Annotated in this window: 14 protein-coding genes; 10 read left to right on the top strand and 4 right to left on the bottom strand. The window is 67.9% G+C overall.

The features are described 5' to 3' along the window. Positions 1 to 15: 15 nt before the first annotated feature. From prpC to pbpC, 6 genes are all read left to right on the top strand, one after another. Positions 16 to 1,173 (top strand): 2-methylcitrate synthase, encoded by a 1,158-nt coding sequence (gene prpC, locus NR101_RS10465; protein WP_123730477.1) that lies wholly within the window; start codon positions 16 to 18, stop codon positions 1,171 to 1,173. 139 nt (positions 1,174 to 1,312) lie between these two features. Then, entirely contained in the window at positions 1,313 to 3,928 is a 2,616-nt protein-coding gene (acnD, locus tag NR101_RS10460; RefSeq protein WP_256775796.1) for a Fe/S-dependent 2-methylisocitrate dehydratase AcnD, read from the top strand. A gap of 56 nt (positions 3,929 to 3,984) precedes the next feature. Beyond that, positions 3,985 to 5,169 carry a 2-methylaconitate cis-trans isomerase PrpF gene (gene prpF, locus NR101_RS10455; RefSeq protein WP_256775795.1) on the top strand — a complete coding sequence of 395 codons (1,185 nt, stop codon included), beginning with the start codon at positions 3,985 to 3,987 and terminating at the stop codon, positions 5,167 to 5,169. 18 nt (positions 5,170 to 5,187) lie between these two features. Then, on the top strand, positions 5,188 to 6,645 hold the full coding sequence (locus NR101_RS10450) for a bifunctional 2-methylcitrate dehydratase/aconitate hydratase (RefSeq protein WP_256775794.1): 1,458 nt from the start codon (positions 5,188 to 5,190) through the stop codon (positions 6,643 to 6,645). A gap of 780 nt (positions 6,646 to 7,425) precedes the next feature. After that, positions 7,426 to 12,345 (top strand): alpha-2-macroglobulin, encoded by a 4,920-nt coding sequence (locus NR101_RS10445; protein ID WP_256775793.1) that lies wholly within the window; start codon positions 7,426 to 7,428, stop codon positions 12,343 to 12,345. A 55-nt stretch (positions 12,346 to 12,400) separates the two neighbouring features. Continuing rightward, positions 12,401 to 14,776: a penicillin-binding protein 1C gene (gene pbpC, locus NR101_RS10440; RefSeq protein ID WP_256775792.1), complete on the top strand. Its 2,376-nt coding sequence runs from the start codon at positions 12,401 to 12,403 to the stop codon at positions 14,774 to 14,776. Positions 14,777 to 15,026: 250 nt separating this feature from the next. On the opposite strand, the gene NR101_RS10435 is transcribed toward pbpC, so the two are convergent. Together NR101_RS10435 and NR101_RS10430 are read right to left on the bottom strand one after the other, a co-directional pair. Then, positions 15,027 to 15,626 (bottom strand): ferritin-like domain-containing protein, encoded by a 600-nt coding sequence (locus tag NR101_RS10435; protein ID WP_256775791.1) that lies wholly within the window; start codon positions 15,624 to 15,626, stop codon positions 15,027 to 15,029. Between the two features lie 29 nt (positions 15,627 to 15,655). Beyond that, complete coding sequence (locus NR101_RS10430; RefSeq protein ID WP_256775790.1) at positions 15,656 to 16,138, bottom strand: peroxiredoxin; 483 nt, start codon at positions 16,136 to 16,138, stop codon at positions 15,656 to 15,658. A gap of 247 nt (positions 16,139 to 16,385) precedes the next feature. On the opposite strand from NR101_RS10430, the gene NR101_RS10425 reads away from it, so the two are divergent. Then, entirely contained in the window at positions 16,386 to 17,282 is an 897-nt protein-coding gene (locus NR101_RS10425) for a DnaJ C-terminal domain-containing protein (protein ID WP_256775789.1), read from the top strand. A 147-nt stretch (positions 17,283 to 17,429) separates the two neighbouring features. Here NR101_RS10425 and pilH read toward each other — a convergent pair whose 3' ends face one another. Further along, on the bottom strand, positions 17,430 to 17,813 hold the full coding sequence (pilH, locus tag NR101_RS10420) for a twitching motility response regulator PilH (protein WP_256775788.1): 384 nt from the start codon (positions 17,811 to 17,813) through the stop codon (positions 17,430 to 17,432). Positions 17,814 to 17,901: 88 nt separating this feature from the next. Further along, entirely contained in the window at positions 17,902 to 18,897 is a 996-nt protein-coding gene (locus tag NR101_RS10415; protein ID WP_256777737.1) for a YhdH/YhfP family quinone oxidoreductase, read from the bottom strand. A 198-nt stretch (positions 18,898 to 19,095) separates the two neighbouring features. On the opposite strand from NR101_RS10415, the gene hflK reads away from it, so the two are divergent. The 3 genes from hflK (at position 19,096) to NR101_RS10400 (ending at position 21,335) form a co-directional block, all read left to right on the top strand. Next, positions 19,096 to 20,223, top strand: coding sequence for an FtsH protease activity modulator HflK (gene hflK / locus NR101_RS10410; protein WP_256777736.1), 1,128 nt, complete (start codon positions 19,096 to 19,098; stop codon positions 20,221 to 20,223). Continuing rightward, positions 20,220 to 21,083, top strand: a complete 864-nt coding sequence (locus NR101_RS10405) for a protease modulator HflC (protein ID WP_256775785.1) — start codon at positions 20,220 to 20,222, stop codon at positions 21,081 to 21,083. Before hflK ends, NR101_RS10405 begins: the two co-directional genes overlap by 4 nt. Before the next feature lie 66 nt (positions 21,084 to 21,149). Continuing rightward, complete coding sequence (locus NR101_RS10400; RefSeq protein ID WP_256775784.1) at positions 21,150 to 21,335, top strand: DUF2065 family protein; 186 nt, start codon at positions 21,150 to 21,152, stop codon at positions 21,333 to 21,335. Positions 21,336 to 21,660: the final 325 nt, after the last annotated feature.

The following is a 21,660-nucleotide window of genomic DNA, read 5'->3' as shown; positions in this document are numbered from 1 at the left end:
TTTTCTGGAGGGATCATGAGCGACACCACTACCGCCCCCGGCTTCAAGCCGAAGAAATCCGTCGCCCTGTCGGGCACCGCCGCCGGTAACACCGCGCTGTGCACCGTCGGCCGCAGCGGCAACGACCTGCATTACCGCGGGTATGACATCGCCGATCTGGCCAACACCAGCGAGTTCGAGGAAATCGCGCATCTGCTGGTCCACGGCAAGCTGCCGACCCGTGCTGAGCTGGTTGCCTACAAAACCAAGCTGAAGTCGCTGCGTGGCATCCCGGCCGCGGTCAAGGCCGCGCTGGAAGAGCTGCCGCCGTCGGCGCACCCGATGGACGTGATGCGCACAGGCGTGTCCGTGCTCGGCTGCGTGTCGCCGGAGAAGGACGACCACAACCATCCGGGCGCGCGCGACATCGCCGACAAGCTGATGGCCTGCCTGGGCTCGATGCTGCTGTACTGGTACCACTGGAGCCACAACGGCCGTGCGATCGACGTGGAGACCGACGATGACTCCATCGGTGGCCATTTCCTGCATCTGCTGCACGGTGAGAAGCCGCAGGATTCGTGGGTCAAGGCGATGCACACCTCGTTGATCCTGTACGCCGAACACGAGTTCAACGCGTCGACCTTCGCCTGCCGCGTCATCGCCGGCACCGGCAGCGACATGTACAGCGCGATCACCGGCGGCATCGGTGCCCTGCGCGGTCCCAAGCACGGCGGTGCCAATGAAGTGGCCTTCGAAGTGCAGAAGCGCTACGACAGCCCGGACGATGCCGAGGCCGACATCAAGGCCCGTGTGGAGCGCAAGGAAGTCGTGATCGGTTTCGGCCACCCGGTCTACACCGTCAGCGATCCGCGCAACAACATCATCAAGGAAGTCGCGCGCGATCTGTCCGCCGAACAGCAGAACGTCAAGATGTACGACATCGCCGAGCGTCTGGAGTCGGTGATGTGGGACATCAAGAAGATGTTCCCGAACCTGGATTGGTTCAGCGCGGTCAGCTACCACATGATGGGCGTGCCGACGGCGATGTTCACCCCGCTGTTCGTGATCGCGCGCACCTCCGGTTGGAGCGCGCACATCATCGAGCAGCGCATCGACGGCAAGATCATCCGCCCGAGCGCGAACTACACCGGCCCGGAAGACCAGGCCTTCGTGCCGATCGACCAGCGCAAGTAAGACAGACGTACCGCACCCGTTCGCGGGTGCTTTGCGGAACAGGCCGGCGCGATGCCGGTCTGCTCCGTTGCGGCGTCGCTACTCCTTCTTCGCCGGTGTCACGACGCCCCGGCCCGCCAACAAGCAGCTATCGCCAGCCATGAATACTCAGTACCGCAAGAACCTCCCCGGCACCGCGCTGGACTATTTCGATACCCGTGCCGCCGTCGACGCGCTGCAGCCCGGTGCCTATGCCACGCTGCCGTACACCTCGCGCGTGCTGGCCGAAAACCTGGTGCGCCGCTGCGACCCGGCCACGTTGGACGCCTCGCTGCGGCAGCTGATCGAGCGCCGCCAGGACCTGGATTTTCCGTGGTTCCCCGCACGCGTGGTGTGCCACGACATCCTTGGCCAGACCGCGCTGGTGGACCTTGCCGGCCTGCGCGATGCGATTGCCGATGCCGGTGGCGACCCGGCCCAGATCAATCCGGTGGTACCCACCCAGCTGATCGTCGATCACTCGCTGGCGGTGGAATTCCCCGGCTTTGACAAAGCTGCGTTCGAAAAGAACCGCGCCGTCGAAGATCGCCGCAATGAAGACCGTTTCCACTTCATCAACTGGACCAAGAAGGCGTTCAAGAACGTCGACGTGATTCCGCCGGGCAACGGGATCATGCACCAGATCAATCTGGAGAAGATGTCGCCGGTCGTGCAGGTGCGCGATGGCGTGGCCTTCCCGGATACCTGCGTGGGCACCGACAGCCACACCCCGCACGTGGACGCGTTGGGCGTGATCGCCATCGGCGTGGGCGGGCTGGAAGCGGAGAGCGTGATGCTCGGCCGGGCGTCCTGGATGCGCCTGCCCGACATCATCGGCGTGGAGCTGACCGGCCGCCCGCAGCCGGGCATCACCTGCACCGACGTGGTGCTGGCGCTGACCGAATTCCTGCGCAAGGAGCGCGTGGTCGGTGCGTGGATCGAGTTCTACGGGGAGGGCGCCAACGCGCTGACCATCGGTGACCGCGCCACGATATCCAACATGACGCCGGAGTTCGGTGCCACCGCGGCGATGTTCTACATCGACCAGCAGACCCTGGACTACCTGCGGCTGACCGGCCGCGAAGATGCCCAGGTCGCCCTGGTGGAAACCTACGCCAAGGCCACCGGCCTCTGGGCTGACGATCTGGTCACCGCGCAGTACGAGCGCGTGCTGCAGTTCGACCTCTCCACCGTGGTGCGCAACATGGCCGGCCCGTCCAACCCGCACAAGCGTGTGGCGACCACCGACCTGGCTGCGCGCGGCATCGCCGATGAAGGCAAGCTGGCCTCGGGCAAGCAGGAACAGGCCGATGGCCTGATGCCCGATGGCGCGGTGATCATCGCCGCGATCACCAGCTGCACCAACACCAGCAATCCGCGCAACGTGATTTCTGCCGCATTGCTGGCCCGCAACGCCAACCGCGCCGGCCTGACCCGCAAGCCGTGGGTGAAGAGCTCGCTGGCGCCCGGCTCCAAGGCGGTGCAGCTGTATCTGGAAGAGGCCGGCCTGCTGACCGAACTGGAGCAGATGGGCTTTGGCATCGTCGCCTTTGCCTGCACCACGTGTAACGGCATGAGCGGCGCGTTGGACCCGAAGATCCAGCAGGAAGTGATCGACCGCGACCTGTATGCCACCGCCGTGCTCTCGGGCAACCGCAACTTCGATGGCCGCATCCACCCGTATGCCAAGCAGGCCTTCCTGGCTTCGCCGCCGCTGGTGGTCGCCTATGCCATTGCCGGTACGGTGCGCTTCGATATCGAGAAGGACGCGCTCGGCCATGACGCCGACGGCAACCCGATCACGCTGAAGGACCTGTGGCCGAGCGATGCCGAGATCGACGCGGTGGTCAAGGCCAGCGTCAAGCCCGAGCAATTCCGCAAGGTCTACGACCCGATGTTCACCTTCAAGGTGGAACATGGCGCACCGATCAGCCCGCTGTACGACTGGCGCCCGCAGAGCACCTACATCCGCCGCCCGCCGTACTGGGAAGGCGCGCTGGCCGGTGCGCGCAGCCTGACCGGCATGCGCCCGCTGGCGGTGCTCGGCGACAACATCACTACCGATCACCTGTCACCGTCGAACGCGATCATGGCCAGCAGCGCGGCCGGTGAGTACCTGGCGAAGATGGGCCTGCCCGAGGAAGACTTCAATTCCTACGCGACCCACCGTGGCGATCACCTCACCGCGCAGCGTGCCACCTTCGCCAACCCGAAGCTGATCAATGAAATGGCCGTGATCGACGGCCAGGTCACGCAGGGCTCGTTGGCGCGCGTGGAGCCGGAAGGCCAGGTCACCCGCATGTGGGAAGCCATCGAAACCTACATGTCGCGCAAGCAGCCGCTGATCATCATCGCCGGCGCCGACTACGGCCAGGGCAGCTCGCGCGACTGGGCCGCCAAGGGCGTGCGGCTGGCCGGCGTGGAGGCGATCGCGGCCGAAGGCTTCGAGCGCATCCACCGTACCAACCTGATCGGCATGGGCGTGCTGCCGCTGGAGTTCAAGGAAGGCGTCAACCGCAAGACGCTGGGCATCGATGGCACCGAAACCTTCGACGTGCTCGGCGATCGCGTGCCGCGCGCCGAGCTGACCCTGGTCATCCATCGCCGCAACGGTGAACAGCTGCGGGTGCCGGTCACCTGCCGGCTGGATACCGCCGAGGAGGTGTCGATCTACGAGGCTGGCGGCGTGCTGCAGCGGTTCGCCCAGGACTTCCTGGAATCGGCGCAGGTCGCCTGATTCCACCCGCATCACGACGGCCCTGCACCGGGCCGTCTTTCCATCAGGACTTCGATATGGCGTTTCTCCCCCAGCTCCGCATTCCCGCCACCTACATGCGCGGTGGCACCAGCAAGGGTGTGTTCTTCACGCTGACCGACCTGCCTGCCGCTGCGCAGGTGCCAGGCCCGGCCCGCGATGCCCTGCTGATGCGCGTGATCGGTTCGCCCGATCCCTACGGCAAGCACACCGACGGCATGGGCGGGGCGACGTCGAGCACCAGCAAGTGCGTGATCATCGCCGCCGCATCGGTGCCGGATCATGACGTGGACTATCTGTACGGCCAGGTCGCGATCGAGACCGCGTTCGTCGACTGGAGCGGCAACTGCGGCAACCTCAGTACGGCCGTCGGCCCGTTCGCGATCAGTAACGGCTTCATCGATCCGGCGCGCATCCCGCACAACGGCACCTGCACGGTGCGGATCTGGCAGGCCAACATCGGCAAGACCATTCTGGCGCACGTGCCGATCGTCGATGGGCAGGTGCAGGAAACCGGCGATTTCGAGCTGGATGGGGTGACCTTCCCGGCGGCGGAGATCCAACTGGAGTTCCTGGATCCCTCCGACGATGGCGACGGCGGGGCAATGTTCCCCACCGGCAACCTGGTCGACACCCTGGACGTGCCCGGCGTGGGCAGCTTCCCGGTGACGATGATCACCGCCGGCATTCCGACCCTCTTCCTCAACGCCGCCGACCTGGGCTACACCGGCACCGAGCTGCAGCCGGCGATCAACGAAGACAACGCGGCGCTGGCCCGCTTCGAAGCGATCCGCGCGCACGGTGCGGTGCGCATGGGCCTGATCGACAGCATCGACCAGGCCGCCACCCGCCAGCACACGCCCAAGGTGGCCTTCGTGGCGCCGGCACAGGATTACCTGTCCTCCAGCGGCAAGCGCATCGCCGCCGGCGACATCGACCTGCACGCGCGCGCGCTGTCCATGGGCAAGCTGCATCACGCGATGATGGGCACCGCGGCGGTGGCCATCGGCACCGCTGCGGCGATCCCCGGCACGCTGGTCAACCTGGCCGCGGGCGGTGGCGCGCGTGAGGCGGTGACCTTCGGGCATCCCTCCGGCACGCTGCGGGTGGGCGCGCAGGCCGCGTTCGTTGACGGGCAGTGGACGGTCACCAAGGCCATCATGAGCCGCAGTGCACGCGTCTTGATGGAAGGCGCAGTGCGGGTCCCCGCCGACACGGTGTAGGTTCAACAGGAGATCGCGATGTCCGGTCCCGACAGCAACGCCAACCAACGCCCGCCGTGGGATACGGTGATGACCGACATCGTCGATTACGTGCGTGACTTCCGTGTGGCGTCGCCGCTGGCGTATACCACCGCACGCCACTGCCTGATCGACACCCTGGGCTGTGGCCTGGCCGCGCTGGCGTTCCCGGCCTGCAGCAAGCTGCTCGGGCCGCTGGTCCCTGGCATGCGCGTGATCAATGGCGCGCGGGTACCCGGGACGCGCTTCGAGCTGGACCCGGTGCAGGGCGCCTTCAACATCGGCGCGATGGTGCGCTGGCTGGATTTCAACGACACCTGGCTTGCCGCCGAGTGGGGCCATCCGTCCGACAATCTCGGCGGCATCCTGGCCACGGCCGACTGGCTCAGCCGCAATGCCGAGGCCTTGCGCCGGCCGCCACTGACCATGCGCGACGTGCTGGCGGCGATGGTCAAGGCGCACGAGATCCAGGGGTGCCTCGCCTTGGAAAACGCGTTCAACCGCGTCGGCCTGGACCATGTGGTGCTGGTCAAGGTGGCCTCCACTGCCGTGGTGTCGCACCTGCTGGGGCTGGACCGCGAGCGCATGCTCAACGCGCTGTCGCTGGCCTGGGTGGATGGCCAGTCGCTGCGCACCTACCGTCATGCGCCCAACACCGGATCCCGCAAAAGCTGGGCCGCCGGCGATGCCACCAGCCGCGCGGTGCGGCTGTCGCTGATGGCTGCGGCCGGTGAAATGGGCTACCCCAGCGCGCTGACCGCGCCGACCTGGGGCTTCTACGATGTGTCCTTCGGCGGTCAGGCGTTCCGCTTCCAGCGCGCGTATGGCAGCTACGTAATGGAGAACGTGCTGTTCAAGATCAGCTACCCGGCCGAGTTCCACGGGCAGACCGCGGTGGAAGCGGCGATGCAGCTGCACGCGCGGATGCGCGCGGCCGGCAAGCGCAGCGAGGACATCGCGCAGATCACCCTGCGCACCCAGCAGGCGTGCCTGCGCATCATCGACAAGCCCGGCCCGTTGCATAATCCGGCCGATCGCGACCACTGCGTGCAGTACATGGTCGCCATCGCGTTGATCTTCGGCCGGCTGGTCGCCGAAGACTACGAGGACGATGTCGCCGCCGACCCGCGTATCGACCCGCTGCGCGCCAGGATCACCTGCGTGGAGGAGCCGCGCTACACCGCCGACTACCTCGACCCGGACAAGCGCAGCATTGCCAACGCGCTGGAGGTGGTGTTCAACGACGGCAGCCGCCTGGACGCTGAAGTGGAGTACCCGCTGGGCCACGCCCGCCGCCGTGCCGAAGGCATCCCGTTGCTGGAGGACAAGTTCCGCGCCCACTTGGCCGCCACCTTCCCGACCCAGCAGCAGCGCCGCATCCTGGATGCCTCGCTGGACCCGGTGGCGCTGGAGGCCATGCCGGTGCATGAGTATGTGGACCTCTACGTGGCCGGGTAGAGCCGAGCCATGCTCGGCTGCGCCTGCCGGCGGACTGGTCGGCGGACTGGCGCACGCCGGACATCCGCCTGCTGTCCGCGTTTAAACCCCGGGGAAGCCGCATCGGTCGGCTGGAGAACGGCTTCGGACGGGTTTGCCGCGCTGGCGCGCGGTTGCCGAGCATGGCTCGGCACTACCGTTGCGCGTCGGGTTGCCCGGGCAACGGCGCCACGCTCGTCTGCCCCTCGCGGGCAGGTACCGGGTAGAGCCGAGCCATGCTCGGCTGCTCTCGCCGGCGGACTGGCGTACGCCGGACATGCGCCTCCTGCCCGCGTTTAAACCTCCGGGAAGTCGCATCGGTCGGCTGGAGAACGGCTTCGGACCGGTGTTCCGCGCTGGCGCGCGGTTGCCGAGCATGGCTCGGCACTACCGTTGCGCGTTGGGTTGCCCGGGGAACGACGCCATCCTCGTCTGCCCCTCGCGGGCAGCTACCGGGTAGAGCCGAGCCATGCTCGGCTGCGCCTGCCGGCGGACTGGGCGACGGACTTGCCGGCGGACTGGCCGTACGCCGCACATCGCCTGCTGCCCGCGTTTAAACCGCGGGGAAACCGCATCGATCGGCAGGAGAGCGGCTTCGGACCGGTTTTCCGCGCTGGCGCGCGGTTGCCGAGCATGGCTCGGCACTACCGCGCGTCGGGATTGTCGTTGCGCGTCGGGATTGTCGTCGCGCGGGTAAGGGCGCCGCCGCCGTTCGGGGTGGGCCGGCCCTTATACTGGCCGCCTTGTTCAAGGAGCGACGTCATGGCTAGCCGCAGTCGGATCGGGCAGTGGAGCTGGAAGGGAATCGCGGGGCTGGCGCTGGTCGCCGGCCTGGCCATCGGTATCGGGGGCTGCAAGCGCAACGACAGCGGCCAGCTGCCGACACCGTCCGGCGCGCCGATCACGGCCAAGGCCGACAAGATCAGCGAGTTCACCCTGGTGCGGGCCTATCCCGACCAGAAGGGCGACGGCGTCTCGCTGGCGCTGGAGTTCTCGCGGCCGCTGGTGGGCACCCAGGACTTCGACAAACTGGTCCGGTTCGCCGAAAAGGTGGGCACCGAGGACAGCAGTTGGACGCTCTCCGATGACGGCCTGACGCTGCGCTACCCGTTCGTGGAAGCGGCCAAGGAATACAACCTGATCGTGTCGGCCGACCTGCTCGCCGCCGACGGCAGCCGGATCGGCAAGGAACTGCGCCAGAAGGTGTTCAGCGGGGAGCTCAAGCCGGCTGCCGGCTTTGCCTCGCAGGGCAGCGTGCTGCCGGCCAGGGACAGCCGCGGCCTGCCGGTGGTGTCGGTGAACGTGCAGGAAGTGGACGTGGAGTTCCTGCGCGTGCGCGAGAAGGAGCTGCCCAGCTTCTTCAGCCAGTACCAGCGCGGCGGGCGTCGCGGCAGCTGGGAACTGGACAGCGAGTACGGTGAAAAGACCCCGATGTCCAAGCTCGCCGAGCCGGTGTACGTCAACCGCTTCGTGCTCGGTGGCAAGCAGAACGAGCGCGTGCTGACCTACCTGCCTACCCAGGACATCAAGGAGTTGCAGGCGCCGGGCCTGTACTTTGCAGTGATGAAGCGCAGCGGCTCGTTCGACAGCGAGTTCGACACCGCCTTCTTCACCGTCAGCGACATCGGCCTGCACACCCGCGCCTACAAGGACAAGCTGTTCGTACACACCGCCTCGCTGCAGAGTGGCGCGGCGCTGAAGAAGATCGACCTGCGCATCCTGGATGGCAAGGGCGAGGTGGTGCTCAAGGGCAGCACCGATGGCAACGGCAATGCGCTGCTCAACTACACCCTGGATGCCAGCCACGTGCTGATCGCCAGCAGCGGCGCGGATACCTCGATGCTGCCGTTCAACCAGCCGGCGCTGGACCTGAGCGAGTTTGCCGTGGCCGGTCGCGACAACGCCTGGTTCGACGTGTTTGCCTGGTCCGGGCGTGACCTGTACCGCCCGGGCGAGACCGTCCGCATTTCCGCCCTGCTGCGCGACAACGACGGCAAGCCGGTCAAGCCGCAGCCGGTGTTCCTGCGGCTGAAACAGCCCGACGGCAAGACCTTCCGCGAGACCCGCCTGCAACCGGGCGACCAAGGCTACCTGAGCTTCGAACAGCTGATCCCGGCCGAAGCGCCGACCGGCCGCTGGCAGGTGGAATTCCGCACCAATCCGGCCAGCAAGGAAGCCATCCAGGGCATGACCCTGCGCATCGAGGAGTTCCTGCCCGAGCGTATGAAGCTGGATCTGGACAGCGCGCAGAAGACCCTCAAGCCGGGTGAACCGCTCAAGCTGATGGCCGATGCGGCCTACCTGTATGGCGCGCCGGCCGACGGCAACCGCTTCACCGCGCGCCTGGCCGTGGCCGCAGAGCAGTCGCCGGTGGAAGCGCTGCCGGGCTATTTCTTCGGCGACCCCACGATGGAACTGCCGCGCGAAGCGCGCGACATCATCGACACCGAATTCCCCGCCGACGGCAAGCTGCGCCAGGACGTGGCCCTGCCCGACGAGGTCAAGCCGACCGCGCCGATCGCGGTGGTGGTGTCCGGCAGCGTGTACGAGACCGGTGGACGCACCGTCACCCGCACCCTCAAGCGGGTGATGTGGCCGGCGCCGGCACTGGTGGGCGTGCGCCCGCTGTTCAACCCCGATGACGGTGCCGATGCCAACAGCAATGCCCGCTTCGAACTGATGCGGGTGGACGCGGCCGGCAAGCCGCAGCCGGCCAAGGGCCTCAAAGTCACGCTGGTGCGCGAGCTGCGCGATTACCACTGGACCTTCAACGACAACCGCTGGGACTACGATTTCACCCGCCGCTTCGAGAACAAGGAGACCCGCACCGTCGATGCCGGCAGTGCGGCCGCCGCGATCGATTTCCCGGTGGAATGGGGCGAGTACCGCCTGGACGTGTTCGACCCGGGCACCGGGTTGACCAGCCGCTATCCGTTCCGCGCCGGCTGGAGCTGGAACGATGACAACCGCGGCCTGGATGCGCGTCCGGACAAGGTCAAGCTGGGCCTGGACAAGACCGGCTACAAGGCCGGCGACAAGGTCCGCGTCACCGTCACCCCGCCGCATGCCGGCAAGGGGATCCTGATGGTGGAAAGCGACAAGATGCTGTACGTGCAGGAGATCGACGCCAAGCCGGGCAGCACCTTCGACATCCCGGTCACCGCCGAGTGGGAACGCCACGATGTCTACATCACCGCGTTGGTGTTCCGCGGTGGCAGCGCGCCGAGCAAGATCACCCCGGCCCGCGCGGTCGGCGTGGTGCACGTGCCGATGGACCGCAAGGCGCGGCAGATCGCGGTCGGCTTGTCCGCACCCAAGCAGATGCGCCCCGAGCAGACCCTGCCGGTGGCGGTGAGTGCGCCGCAGCTGGCGGGCAAGGTCGCGCATGTGACCGTCTCGGCGGTGGACGTGGGCATCCTCAACATCACCCGCTTCCCGGTGCCCGATGCGGCCGGCCACTTCTTCGCGCAGCGACGGCTGGGCGTGGATGCCTACGACATCTACAGCCGGGTGATCGAAAGCTTCGACGGCAGCAGCGGCAAGCTCAAGTTCGGTGGCGACATGGCGCTGGCGGCGATGCCGCAGGCCAAGCGTCCGACCGCGCGGGTGCAGACCGTGGACCTGTTCTCCGGCCCGGTGAAGCTCGATGCCAAGGGCATCGCGCGGATTGCGCTGAAGGTGCCGGACTTCAACGGCACGCTGCGCATCTCCGCGCTGGTGTATTCCGATGATCAGTACGGCAAGCGCGACATGGAGACCATCGTGCGCGCGCCGATCCTGGCCGAAGCCAGCATGCCGCGGGTGATGGCGCCGGGCGATCGCAGCACGGTCACCCTGGACGTGCAGAACTTCACCGGCAAGCCGGGCGAGTTCAAGGTACAGGTCGATGGCATCGGTCCGCTCACCCTGGGCGAACCCAGCCGCACGCTGCAGCTCAAGGCCGATGCCAAGACCACGCTGAGCTTCCCGCTGACCGCGCGCGAGGGCTACACCGTGGCCAAGGTGCGGGTGCGGGTGGACGGCAACGGCTTCAAGGTGGACCGCCGCTATGACCTGCCGGTGCGTGCGGCCTGGCCGCAGGTGCTGCGCGCGCAGACCCGCACGCTGGATCCACTGGCGGCGGTGGAGATGGGCACCGGCCTGGCCGATGGCCTGATGGACGACTCGGTGACCGCGCGCATGCTGGTCAGCGCGCTGCCGCCGATTCCCTTCGCCAGCGCGCTCAACGGCGCGTTGAAGTACCCCTACGGTTGTGCCGAGCAGACCACCAGCAAGGGCTATGCCGCGCTGATGCTGGACGAGGCGACCTCGGCGATGCTCGGTGCCGACGGACTGGATGCCAAGGCCCGGCGCGAACGCATGGAAGGCGCGTTCGGCCGGCTGGCCTCGATGCAGGTGGCCAACGGCAACTTCTCGATGTGGGGCGACGACGGCTACGTCAATCCGTGGCTGACCCCGTACATCGCCGAGTTCCTCCTCGACGCCAAGGACGCCGGTTTCGCGGTGCCCGACAACGTGCTGCAGAAGGCGCTCAACCGCCTGAGCGAAGACCTGCTGTCCGGCGGCAACCAGTTCTACGGCGAAGACCGGCGCGAGAACCTCAAGTTCGCCAACCAGGCTTATTCCGGCTACGTGCTGGCACGGGTCAACCGCGCGCCGCTGGGCACGCTGCGCGCGCTGTACGACAACGAGCGCAGCAAGGCGCTGACCGGGCTGCCGCTGGTGCACCTGGGCATCGCGCTGTCGCTGCAGGGCGACCACAAGCGTGGTGATGCGGCCATCGCCGCCGGCTTTGCCAAGCCTGGCAGCGAGCGTCCGCAGTACTTCGGCGACTACGGCAGCGAGGTGCGCGATGACGCCTTGATGATCGCGCTGCTGCACGAGCGCAAGCTGTCCAAGCCGGCCTATGACGCGCGTGCGGTCGATCTTGGCCGTGCGCTGGATGCGCGGCGCAACAGTGGCTGGATGTGGCTGAGCACGCAGGAGCAGGTCGCCATCGCGCGCCTGGGCAAGGCGTTGGCGGCCAACCAGAAGAAGCTGGTGTCCGGCGAGCTGGCCGTGGGCGGTCAGGTGGAAGCGATCGCCGCGCGGCGCATGTTCGGCCGCAGTTTCGACTACGCCGCACTGGCCAAGGGCGTGCGTTTCACCCCGCAGGGCGAACCGCCGATGTTCGCCAGCCTGGAAGTGGCCGGCATCCCGCGTACCGCGCCGGAGCCGGACAGCCGCAGCCTTGGCGTGGAGCGCACCTGGTACACCACCGATGGCAGGCCGTGGACGCCACGTGCGCTGAAGGAAGGCGAGGCGCTGATCGTGCGGGTCAGCATCACCCCGAACCTGGACATGCCCGATGCGCTGCTGACCGACCTGCTGCCGGCCGGCCTGGAGATCGAAAACTTCAACCTGGGCGATGCCAAGCAGTGGGCCGACGTGGTGGTGGACGGGCTCAACGTCAACGACCGCGGCGATGCGGCCACGCTGCGCCACGAGGAGTTCCGCGACGACCGCTACGTGGCCGCGCTGAAGCTGTCCAAGGGCAGCACCGCCAAGGTGTTCTACCTGGTACGCGCGGTCACCCCGGGCACCTACACGGTGCCGCCGCCGCTGGTGGAGGACATGTACCGTCCCGACCTGCGTGGCGTGGGCCGCAGCAACCCGACCACGATGACCGTGGTCCAGCCCTGAGCCGGGTGCGGGCCATCGCTGAGGCGATGGCCCGCGTAGTCCTGTCGTCCAACCGATGAAACCCATCCTTTCCAGGCGTCTGACCACCACGGCGCGGCACTGGCTGTGGCCGGCGTTGCGCTGGGGCACCGCGTTGCTGCTGGCGCTGGTGCTGGTGCTGGACCTGGCCTTCCCGCCGCCCCTGCCGAAAGCGCGCGACACCAGCACGCTGGTGGTGGCCCGCGACGGCACGCCGCTGCGCGCGTTCGCCGATGCCGACGGCGTCTGGCGCTATCCGGCCTCGGCCGACAGCGTCTCGCCGTTGTATCTGCAGGCCCTGCTCAACTATGAGGACCGCTGGTTCTGGCGCCACCCGGGCATCAACCCGTGGGGGCTGCTGCGCGCCGGCAAGCAGTGGCTGCTGCAGGGGCGGATCGTGTCCGGTGGCTCCACGCTGACCATGCAGGTCGCGCGCATCCTCGATCCGCATTCGCGCACGCCGTGGGGCAAGGCCAAGCAGATGCTGCGCGCGGTGCAGCTGGAAGTGCACCTGAGCAAGGCGCAGATCCTGGCGCTGTACCTGGAACGGGCGCCCTACGGGGGCACCATCGAAGGGGTCGAGGCCGCCAGCTGGGCCTATCTGGGCAAACCGGCGGCGCGGTTGTCGCAGGCCGAGGCGGCGTTGTTGGCGGTGCTGCCGCAGGCGCCCAGCCGGTTGCGCCCGGACCGGCACCCCGAGGCCGCGCGACGCGCCCGCGACAAGGTGCTCGAGCGCATGGTCGCGCTGGGCGTGTGGAGCCGCGAGGAGGTGGACGATGCGCGCATCGAGCCGGTGGTCACCCGCGCGCTACAGCCGCCGCTGCACGCCGCATTGCTGGCGCAGCGGCTGCGCTCGGCACAGCCGCGCGCGGCGCGCATCGAAAGCACGCTGGACATCGGCCTGCAGCGCACGCTGGAAGAGCGCGTGTCCTCGTACTTCTCGCAGCTGCCCGAACGCACGTCCGCCGCGTTGCTGGTGATCGACAACCGCACGCTGGAGGCACGCGCGTACGTGGGGTCGGTGGCCTTCGGCGACAAGCAGCGGCTGGGCCACGTGGACATGGTGCAGGCCTGGCGCTCGCCGGGCTCCACGCTCAAACCCTTCCTGTATGGCATGGCGCTGGATGACGGGCTGATCCATTCGGAAAGCCTGATGGTGGACGCCCCGCAGGCGTTCGGCGGTTACCGCCCCGGCAACTTCGATTCGGCCTTCAACGGGCCGGTGAGTTCGGCCACGGCGCTGCGGCTGTCGCTCAATGTTCCGGCGGTTGATCTGCTCGACCGGGTCGGCTCGGCAAGGTTTGCCGCGCGGCTGTCGCACGCCGGCATCAACCTGCGCTTCCCGCATGGCAGCGCGCCGAACCTGTCGCTGATCCTGGGCGGTACCGGCGCGCGGCTGGAGGATCTGGTCGGCGCGTTCGCCGCATTCAACCGCCACGGCATCGCCGGACGGGTGCGCTATACCGCCGACGATCCAGTGATCGAACGCCGCCTGATGTCGCCCGGTGCGGCGTGGATCACCCGCGAGGTGCTCGAGTCCAATCCGCGCCCGGGGTATGGCAGCGGCACCTTCGATGTCACCGGGCGCCCACGGGTGGCCTGGAAGACCGGCACCAGTTACGGTTACCGCGACGCGTGGGCCATCGGCAGCACCCGTCACTACACCGTGGGGGTGTGGGTGGGGCGGCCGGATGGCACGCCGCTGCCGGGCCAGTACGGTGCGGTCACCGCGTTGCCGCTGATGTTTGAAGTGGTGGACAGCCTGCCGCGCCAGGCCGGGGACGCGAGTGGCGCCCCGATGCCACCGAACGTGACCCGTGAAGCGATCTGCTGGCCGACCGGTGAACTCGCCGAACGCACCGAAGACGCGTTGTGCCAGCGTCGCCTGGATGCCTTCGTGCTTGATGGGGTGGTGCCACCGACCTTCGCCGAACGCGACGCGCGCCTGTGGCAGCCGGGGCGCCAGCGCTTCAGTGTGGATGCGCGCAGCGGGCTGCGGGTGTCCCCGGACTGCCGGCTGCCGCATGAGACCGAAACGCGCGAGATCGCCCGCTGGCCGGCGTTGCTGTCGCCGTGGCTGCCGTTGGCGCAACGGCGCGCGGCGCAGCTGCCGGCGCTGTCGCCGGACTGCAGCGAGGATGGCCGCGAGAGTGGCGGCAGCCTGCATATCGAAGGCCTCAACGACCGCGCCACGCTGGCGCGCGCGCCAAACGCCGAACACGGCGTGCGCCTCCAGCTGCGTGCGCTGGGCAATGACAACAGCGTGGACTGGCTGCTCGATGGGCGCTGGATCGCACGCACCGAGGGCGCGCGCCTGTTCCAGCGCGATTTCGACGAAGTGGGCGAGCATACCCTCACCGCGCTGGCGTCCGATGGTGCCTGGACGCAGGTGCGCTTCCGGATACTGCGGTGATGCGCGTGCTGCTGGACGCGGGGCGGTCGTGCCGGCCGTTGGCCGGCGCGTCGCACTGCGGAGCCGGCCAGCGGCCGGCACTACGCGCGATTTGGGGGGGCTGCGAGCCGGCCAGCTGCCGGCACTACTCGTGATCTTAGGGGGCTGCGAGCCGGCCAGCGGCCGGCATTACTCGCGATCTGGGTGGGCTGCGGAGCCGGCCAGCGGCCGGCACTACCGTTCCTTGATGCCCGGGGTTGTACAGGCGGTGTTATTCCCCGATCCAGCCATCCAGCAGGTCGGCGAACTCGTCGGCGTGTTCTTCTTCCTGGGCAAGAATTTCTTCAAGGATGCGCTTGGTGGTGGTGTCCTTGTCGCCGACGAAATTGATCATTTCGCGATAGCTGTCGATGGCGATGCGCTCGGCGATCAGGTTCTCGCGGACCATGTCGCGCAGGTTCTTGCCTTCCTTGTACTCGGCGTGCGAACGCCTGGTCAGCGTGTCCGGGTTGAGGTCGGGCTCGCCGCCCAGTTGCACGATGCGTTCGGCCAGCTTGCCGGCGTGCGCCTGTTCCTGCTGGGCGTGTTCGAGGAACTCGGCCTTGATCGAATCAGCGAGCATGCCCTTGGCCATGAAGTAATGGCGGTAGTAGCGCAGCACGCATACGTACTCGGTGGCGAGCGCGTCGTTGAGCAGCTTGATCACCGCCTTGCGGTCAGCGCTGTAGCTGTCGGTGATGGCGCCGTCTTCGATGTCCTTGCGTGCCTTGGCGCGCAGCGTGGCGGTATCGCTGATGCCCGGCGGGCGCGAGGCATCGGCGCGTTGGGCGGCGGCGGCGGGGGTGGGGTTCTGCTTGGCTGGCTTTGACATGGCTGGCCGGTTTCCTTTGTTGCGTGGATTCAGCTGGGCAGATGCGCCAGCACGTGAGTTGCCGAGGACACCTCGAACTGGCCGGGTTCCTCGACGAAGGTCTGGCGCACGACGCCGTCCTCGACATACAGCGCGAAGCGACGCGAGCGCAGGCCCATCCCGGAGCTGCTGGCATCCATCTCCAGGCCGAGCGCGCGGGTGAATTCGCCATTGCCGTCGGACAGCATCTGCAGGCCATCGGGCACGTGTTGGCTCTCGGCCCACGCCTTCATCACGAATGGATCGTTGACCGCCATGCAGAACACGTCGATACCACGATGGCGGAAATCGGCGAAGTGCTCGACGTAGCCGGGCAGATGCCGGGCCGAACAGGTGGGGGTGAACGCGCCGGGTACCCCGAACAGCACCGCGCGGCGGCCGTCGAACAGGGCATGGGTATCGAGGGTCTCCATGCCCTCGCGGATACGCTTGAGGGTGACTTCGGGAATGCGATCGCCTGCTTGGATGGTCATGCGGACTCCTTGGACGCGTCCAGCGTAGTGAGCGGGGTGGGATGGCGGCGTCAAAACGTTGAAAACCGCCGTCGCAGACCCATTTCAACGGCAGCGCGGTGGCGCAGGGGCCAGCATGGGCGCCCTGGGGCGTGGGCGCATTGCGCAGGATCATGCCGGGGCGTCACGGCACGGCCGGCGCCAGCCGCTAGAATTGTCGGGACGGTGTCCGCCGGCGCGGACGACCGAACTTATTCGAGGTGTATCGATGGAATTCAAGGATTACTACGCCACGCTCGGGGTGGAACCGAGTGCGGGCGATGCGGAAATCAAGACCGCCTACCGCCGGTTGGCGCGCAAGTACCATCCCGACGTCAGCAAGGAGGCCGGCGCGGAAGACAAGTTCAAGGCCGTCAACGAGGCCTATGAAGCGCTGCGCGACCCGCAGAAGCGCGCCGCCTACGATCAGCTCAAGGCGCAGGGCTACCGGCCCGGCGAGGAGTTCCATGCGCCGCCGAACTACGGTGGTGGCCAGGGCTTCGACTATGAGGAAGTGTTCGGCGGCGGTGCCGGCGGCGGTGGCTTCAGCGATTTCTTCGAAAGCCTGTTCGCGCGTCAGCGCGGCGGCGGTGGCGGCCGCGCCAGCGGCTTCGGCGGTGCCAGCCAGGGCCCGCAGCCCACGCGTGACACCCGCGCCAAGCTGTCCGTGCCGCTGGAAGCGGCCCACCAGGGCGACAGCCTGCGCATCAACGTCAACGGCAGGCAGCTGGATGTGCGCGTGCCCAAGGGCATCCGTCCGGGCCAGGTGATTCGCCTGGCCGGGCAGGGCACCGGCGGCGGCAACCTGCTGTTGGAAGTGGAGTACGCCGAGCACCCGCAGTTCGAGGTGGACGGCCGCAACATCCTGTACACCCTGCAGGTGACGCCGTGGCAGGCCGCGCTGGGCACCAGCATCAGCGTGCCCACGCTGGGCGGCTCGGTGGAATTGAAGGTGCCGGCCGAGTCCGATGCCGGGCGCAAGTTGCGCCTGCGGGGGCGCGGCCTGCCGGGCAATCCGGACGGCGATCAGATCGTCGAGCTGGAGATCGTGGCTCCGGCCCCGACCGAAGAGGCACAGAAGAAGGCCTACAAGGCGTTGGCCAAGGCGTTTGGCGAGAAGACCTGATTGAAGGGTGTACCGACCAACGGTCGGTACCTACTGCGGTTGTGCACTGGCCAGCGGCAGGTACGCGCGGGCACGGTGCATCTGCGACGGCCGGGGTAGGAGCCGCCCATTGGTCGGCTCCCCTCCGGGCGGCTCACCGCGCCGGCATCACGCCGCTGGCGGTTCCTGGTTGCTGAAGACCCGTTCCAGCACTTCGGACAGCTCGTCTTCGGAGAACGGCTTGGTGATGTAGGCCTTGGCACCTTGGCGCATGCCCCACATGCGGTCGGTGTCCTGGTCCTTGGTGGTCACCAGGATCACCGGAATGTGCTTGGTGGTGGCATCGCGCGCCAGTGTGCGGGTGGCCTGGAAACCGTTGAGGTTGGGCATCACCACATCCATCAGCACCAGGTCGGGCAGCTGCGCCTTGGCGGCTTCCACGCCCGCCGCGCCATCGGTGGCGGTCAGGATCTCGTGCCCGAGCTTTTCGACGATCCGCTGTATCCCCAGCAGCTGCGACGGTGAATCGTCGACAATCAGAATGCGTGCCATGTTGTTCCCCATGTAATGCCCGCAGTGTAGTGCTGCGCGCACAAGGCCGGAAGCATCCGGCCTGCCGTCCGTCGCCTGCCTGCGACGCTCAGTCGATCCGCACCACGGTACGCCCGCGCGACCCGCCTTCCAGCATCGTGTCGAAGACCTCGTGCACCTGCTCCAGACCCACTTCACGCGTGCAGATCGCGTCAAGGTGGCGCGGCTTCCATGCCCCGGCGAGGTTCTCCCAGACCTGCTCGCGCAACCCGCGCGGTGCCGCCGCCGACGACACGCCCAGCAGCGAGACGCCGCGCAGGATGAAGGGCATCACCGTCATCTCCAGCGCCGGGCTGGCGGCCAGGCCCGCGCTGACCACGCTGCCATAGGGCGCCGTCTGGGCCAGCAGGCTGGCCAGCATCGGTCCGCCGGCATTGTCCAGCCCGCCACCGAAGCGGGGGGATTCCATCGGCTTGGAGGTGGCCAGCACCTCGCGCGGCAGTACCTGGCGGGCGCCGATGGCGTGCAGGTAGTCGGCCTGGTCGGCCTTGCCGCTGATGGCGTGTACCTCGAAGCCGGCGCGGCTGAAGATGTCCACCGCCAGCGAGCCGACCCCGCCGGTGGCGCCGGTCACCGCCAAGGGACCATGCGCGGGGGTGAGCCGGTTGTCGGTCATGCGCAGCAGCGCCAGCGCCGCGGTGAAGCCGGCGGTGCCCAGTACCATGGCCTCGCGCGGGCTCAACCCGGCCGGCTGGGCGATCACCGCGCTCGATTCCAGGCGCACGTACTGGCTGTAGCCGCCGTCGCGGGTCTCGCTGAGCCCGCAGCCGGTGGCCAGCACCGCATCGCCCTCGCGAAATGCCGGATCGGTCGAGGCGACCACCGTACCGGCCACATCGATCCCGCCCACCAGGGGGAAGCGGCGCAGGATCCGGCCCTTGCCCGTCCCGGCCAGCGCGTCCTTGTAGTTCACCGAGGACCACTGCGCGCGGATCACCACCTCGCCGGGGCTGAGCTGGTCCAGCCCCATCGCTTCGATGCCGCTGTGGTGGCCGCGGTCGTCGTGGTGGATGCGGAAGGCGTTGAACCGGGCGGGGATGGCCATGAAGATGCCTGACGGGGAGGGAGGCAACACCTTACCCGCTCCGGCCCGGCGGGCGTGGGGCAGGGGGGGATGAATCGCGACCCGCTGCCGCTTGGCCCTTCCAATCCTGTCAATCCGCCCCATCTTGTAGAATCGAGCAGGATTTACGGTTGACGGTGCGGAATGACCCGCAGGCAACCTTTCACTGATGGAGCGTGCATGGCCTGGAATACACCCGGCGGCAACAAGGGCGGACAAGGTCCCGACGAGAATCGACGGGGTCCATTTGGACCTCGCGGTAGCGGCAATGGCGGCGGTTGGGGCGGTTTCCCCGGGCCACTCAAGGACCTGTTCGATGGCGGCATCCTGCGTTGGGTGGGCGTTGCGGCGGTCCTGCTGCTGCTGTTCTCCAGCTTCCAGCTGATCGGCGAGCAGGAACTCGGCGTGGTGCTGCGCTTCGGCCAGTTCTCGCGGATCCTGCAGCCCGGCCCCAACTTCAAACTGCCGTGGCCGATCGAGTCGGTCAACAAGGTCAACGCCACCCAGATCAAGACCTTCAGCAGCCAGGTCCCGGTGCTGACCCGCGACGAGAACATCGTCAACGTCTCGGTCAACGTGCAGTACCGCATCGACGATCCGCGCCTGTACCTGTTCGGCTCGGTCTCGGCCGACCAGGTGCTGGAGCAGTCGGCGCAGAGCGCGGTCCGCGAGCAGGTGGGGCGTGCCGACCTCAATGCAGTGCTCAACAACCGCGGCCCGCTGGCCGTGGTCGCCGAAGAGCGCCTGCAGGCCTCGCTGAAGGCCTACCGTACCGGCCTGTCGGTGACCGGGCTGACCCTGCCCGATGCGCGTCCGCCGGAGGAAGTGAAGCCGGCCTTCGACGAGGTCAACGGCGCCCAGCAGGTCAAGGAACGGCTGATCAACGAAGCCCAGGCCTACGCGGCCAAGGTCGTGCCCGAAGCGCGTGGCCAGGCCTCGCGTGCGCGCACCACCGCCGAGGGCTACAAGCAGGCCGTGGTCTCCAAGGCCCAGGGTGATGCCGAGCGCTTCAGCCTGCTCCAGGTCCAGTACAAGGACGCCCCGGAAGTCACCCGCAAGCGCCTGTGGCTGGAAACGGTGGAGCAGGTGCTCGGCCAGAACCGCAAGATCATCGGCGGCGATGGCCGCCAGCTGATCTACGTGCCGATGCCGGCCGACACCCGTGGCGGTGCGGCCGCCCCGGCTGCCCCGCCCGTGACCCCGGAAGTGATGCTGCCGTCGCTGCCGGCCAGCACGCCGGTGGATGGCGTGCGCAACACCGAACGTCCGACCACCCGCCCCACCGGTCGTGAAGGAGTCAGCCGATGAAGAGTTCCCTTTGGATCGGGCTGGCCGTGGCCGCCCTGCTGGCCCTGCTGGGCTCGGTGTACGTGGTCCGCGAAGACCAGACCGCGATGGTGCTCAACCTGGGCAAGGTGGTGCGCGCGGACATCAAACCGGGCCTGCACTTCAAGGTGCCGCTGGTGGAAACGGTGCGGGTGTTCGACCGCCGCTTCCAGGTGCTCGACACCGCGCCGGCGCGTTACTTCACCGCCGAGCAGAAGGACGTCAGCGTCGACTTCTTCGCCATCGGGTACATCTCCGACGTGCGCGACTACTACCGTGCCACCGGCGGCGACGCCACCGTGGCCAATGCGCGCCTGGCCCCGATCATCACCGACTCGCTGCGCAACCAGATCAACTCGCGCACGTTGCAGCAACTGGTGTCCGGTGACCGCAGCGAACTGATCGCCAACCAGCTGACCGGCATCAACAAGTCGGTCAAAGACCTGGGCATGCAGATCATCGACCTGCGCATCAAGCAGATCGACCTGCCCACCGACAGCCAGGTGATCAACGATGTGTACGAGCGCATGCGCGCCCAGCGCAAGCAGGAAGCGGCCAAGCTGCGCGCCGAGGGTGAGGAGCAGTCGCTGACCATCCGCGCCCAGGCCGACCGCGACAGCACCGTGATCGTGGCCGAAGCCGAGCGTGATGCCCAGCAGATGCGCGGTACCGGCGATGCCGAAGCGGCGCGGATCTACGGCAAGGCCGGTTCTGCCGATCCGTCGTTCTACGCCTTCTACCGCAGCCTGGAGGCCTACCGTGGCTCCATGGCCGACGGCAACGGCGTGATCGTGCTCGACAAGAACGACCCGTTCCTGCAGTACCTCAAGAGCGATCGCTGAGGTCGCAGGCGGTAGCAACCCACGGGGACCCGGTGCAGACCGGGTCCCCGTTTTATTTGGAGCGCCATGAACGACTTTTTCTCCGCCCTGTGCCTGGTCGCGATCCTGGAGGGCCTGTTCCTGTTCGCCGCCCCGTTGGCCTGGAAGCGCATGGCCGAACAACTGCTGATGCTGCGCAGCGCCGCCCTGCGTACCTGGGGCGGGGTGATCCTGCTGGCCGGGCTGACCACCCTGTGGTGGTTGAAGCACTGAGCGGGCACGGCCTTGTCCGGTAGTGCCGGCCGCTGGCCGGCTCCCGGGATGGCCTGGAGCCGGCCAGCGGCCGGCACCACCCATGCGGCGGTTCTGACCGGCCGGTGAAGTCCGCCGGCCCCCGGGGTGGCAACCCCCACCGGAAACCCGGATAATGCACAAAAGCCGGACGGGCACTCTGTTTCAGAGTCACTCGTCCGGCTTTTTCCGTGTCTGGGCACCCCATTGCCGGCGCGCTCCCCGTTGGAGCCCGCCACCCCGTGATGGTCCGCGCCCGGCCATGGTCCCAAACCCGCGGCCCCGATGGCCGCACAAAAGCAAGGAG

It is taken from the genome of Stenotrophomonas sp. Ste86 (assembly GCF_024519465.1).
Classification (GTDB): domain Bacteria; phylum Pseudomonadota; class Gammaproteobacteria; order Xanthomonadales; family Xanthomonadaceae; genus Stenotrophomonas.
The sequence above is the reverse complement of the archived record's forward strand: the minus strand, read 5'-3'. Positions and strand labels throughout refer to the sequence as shown.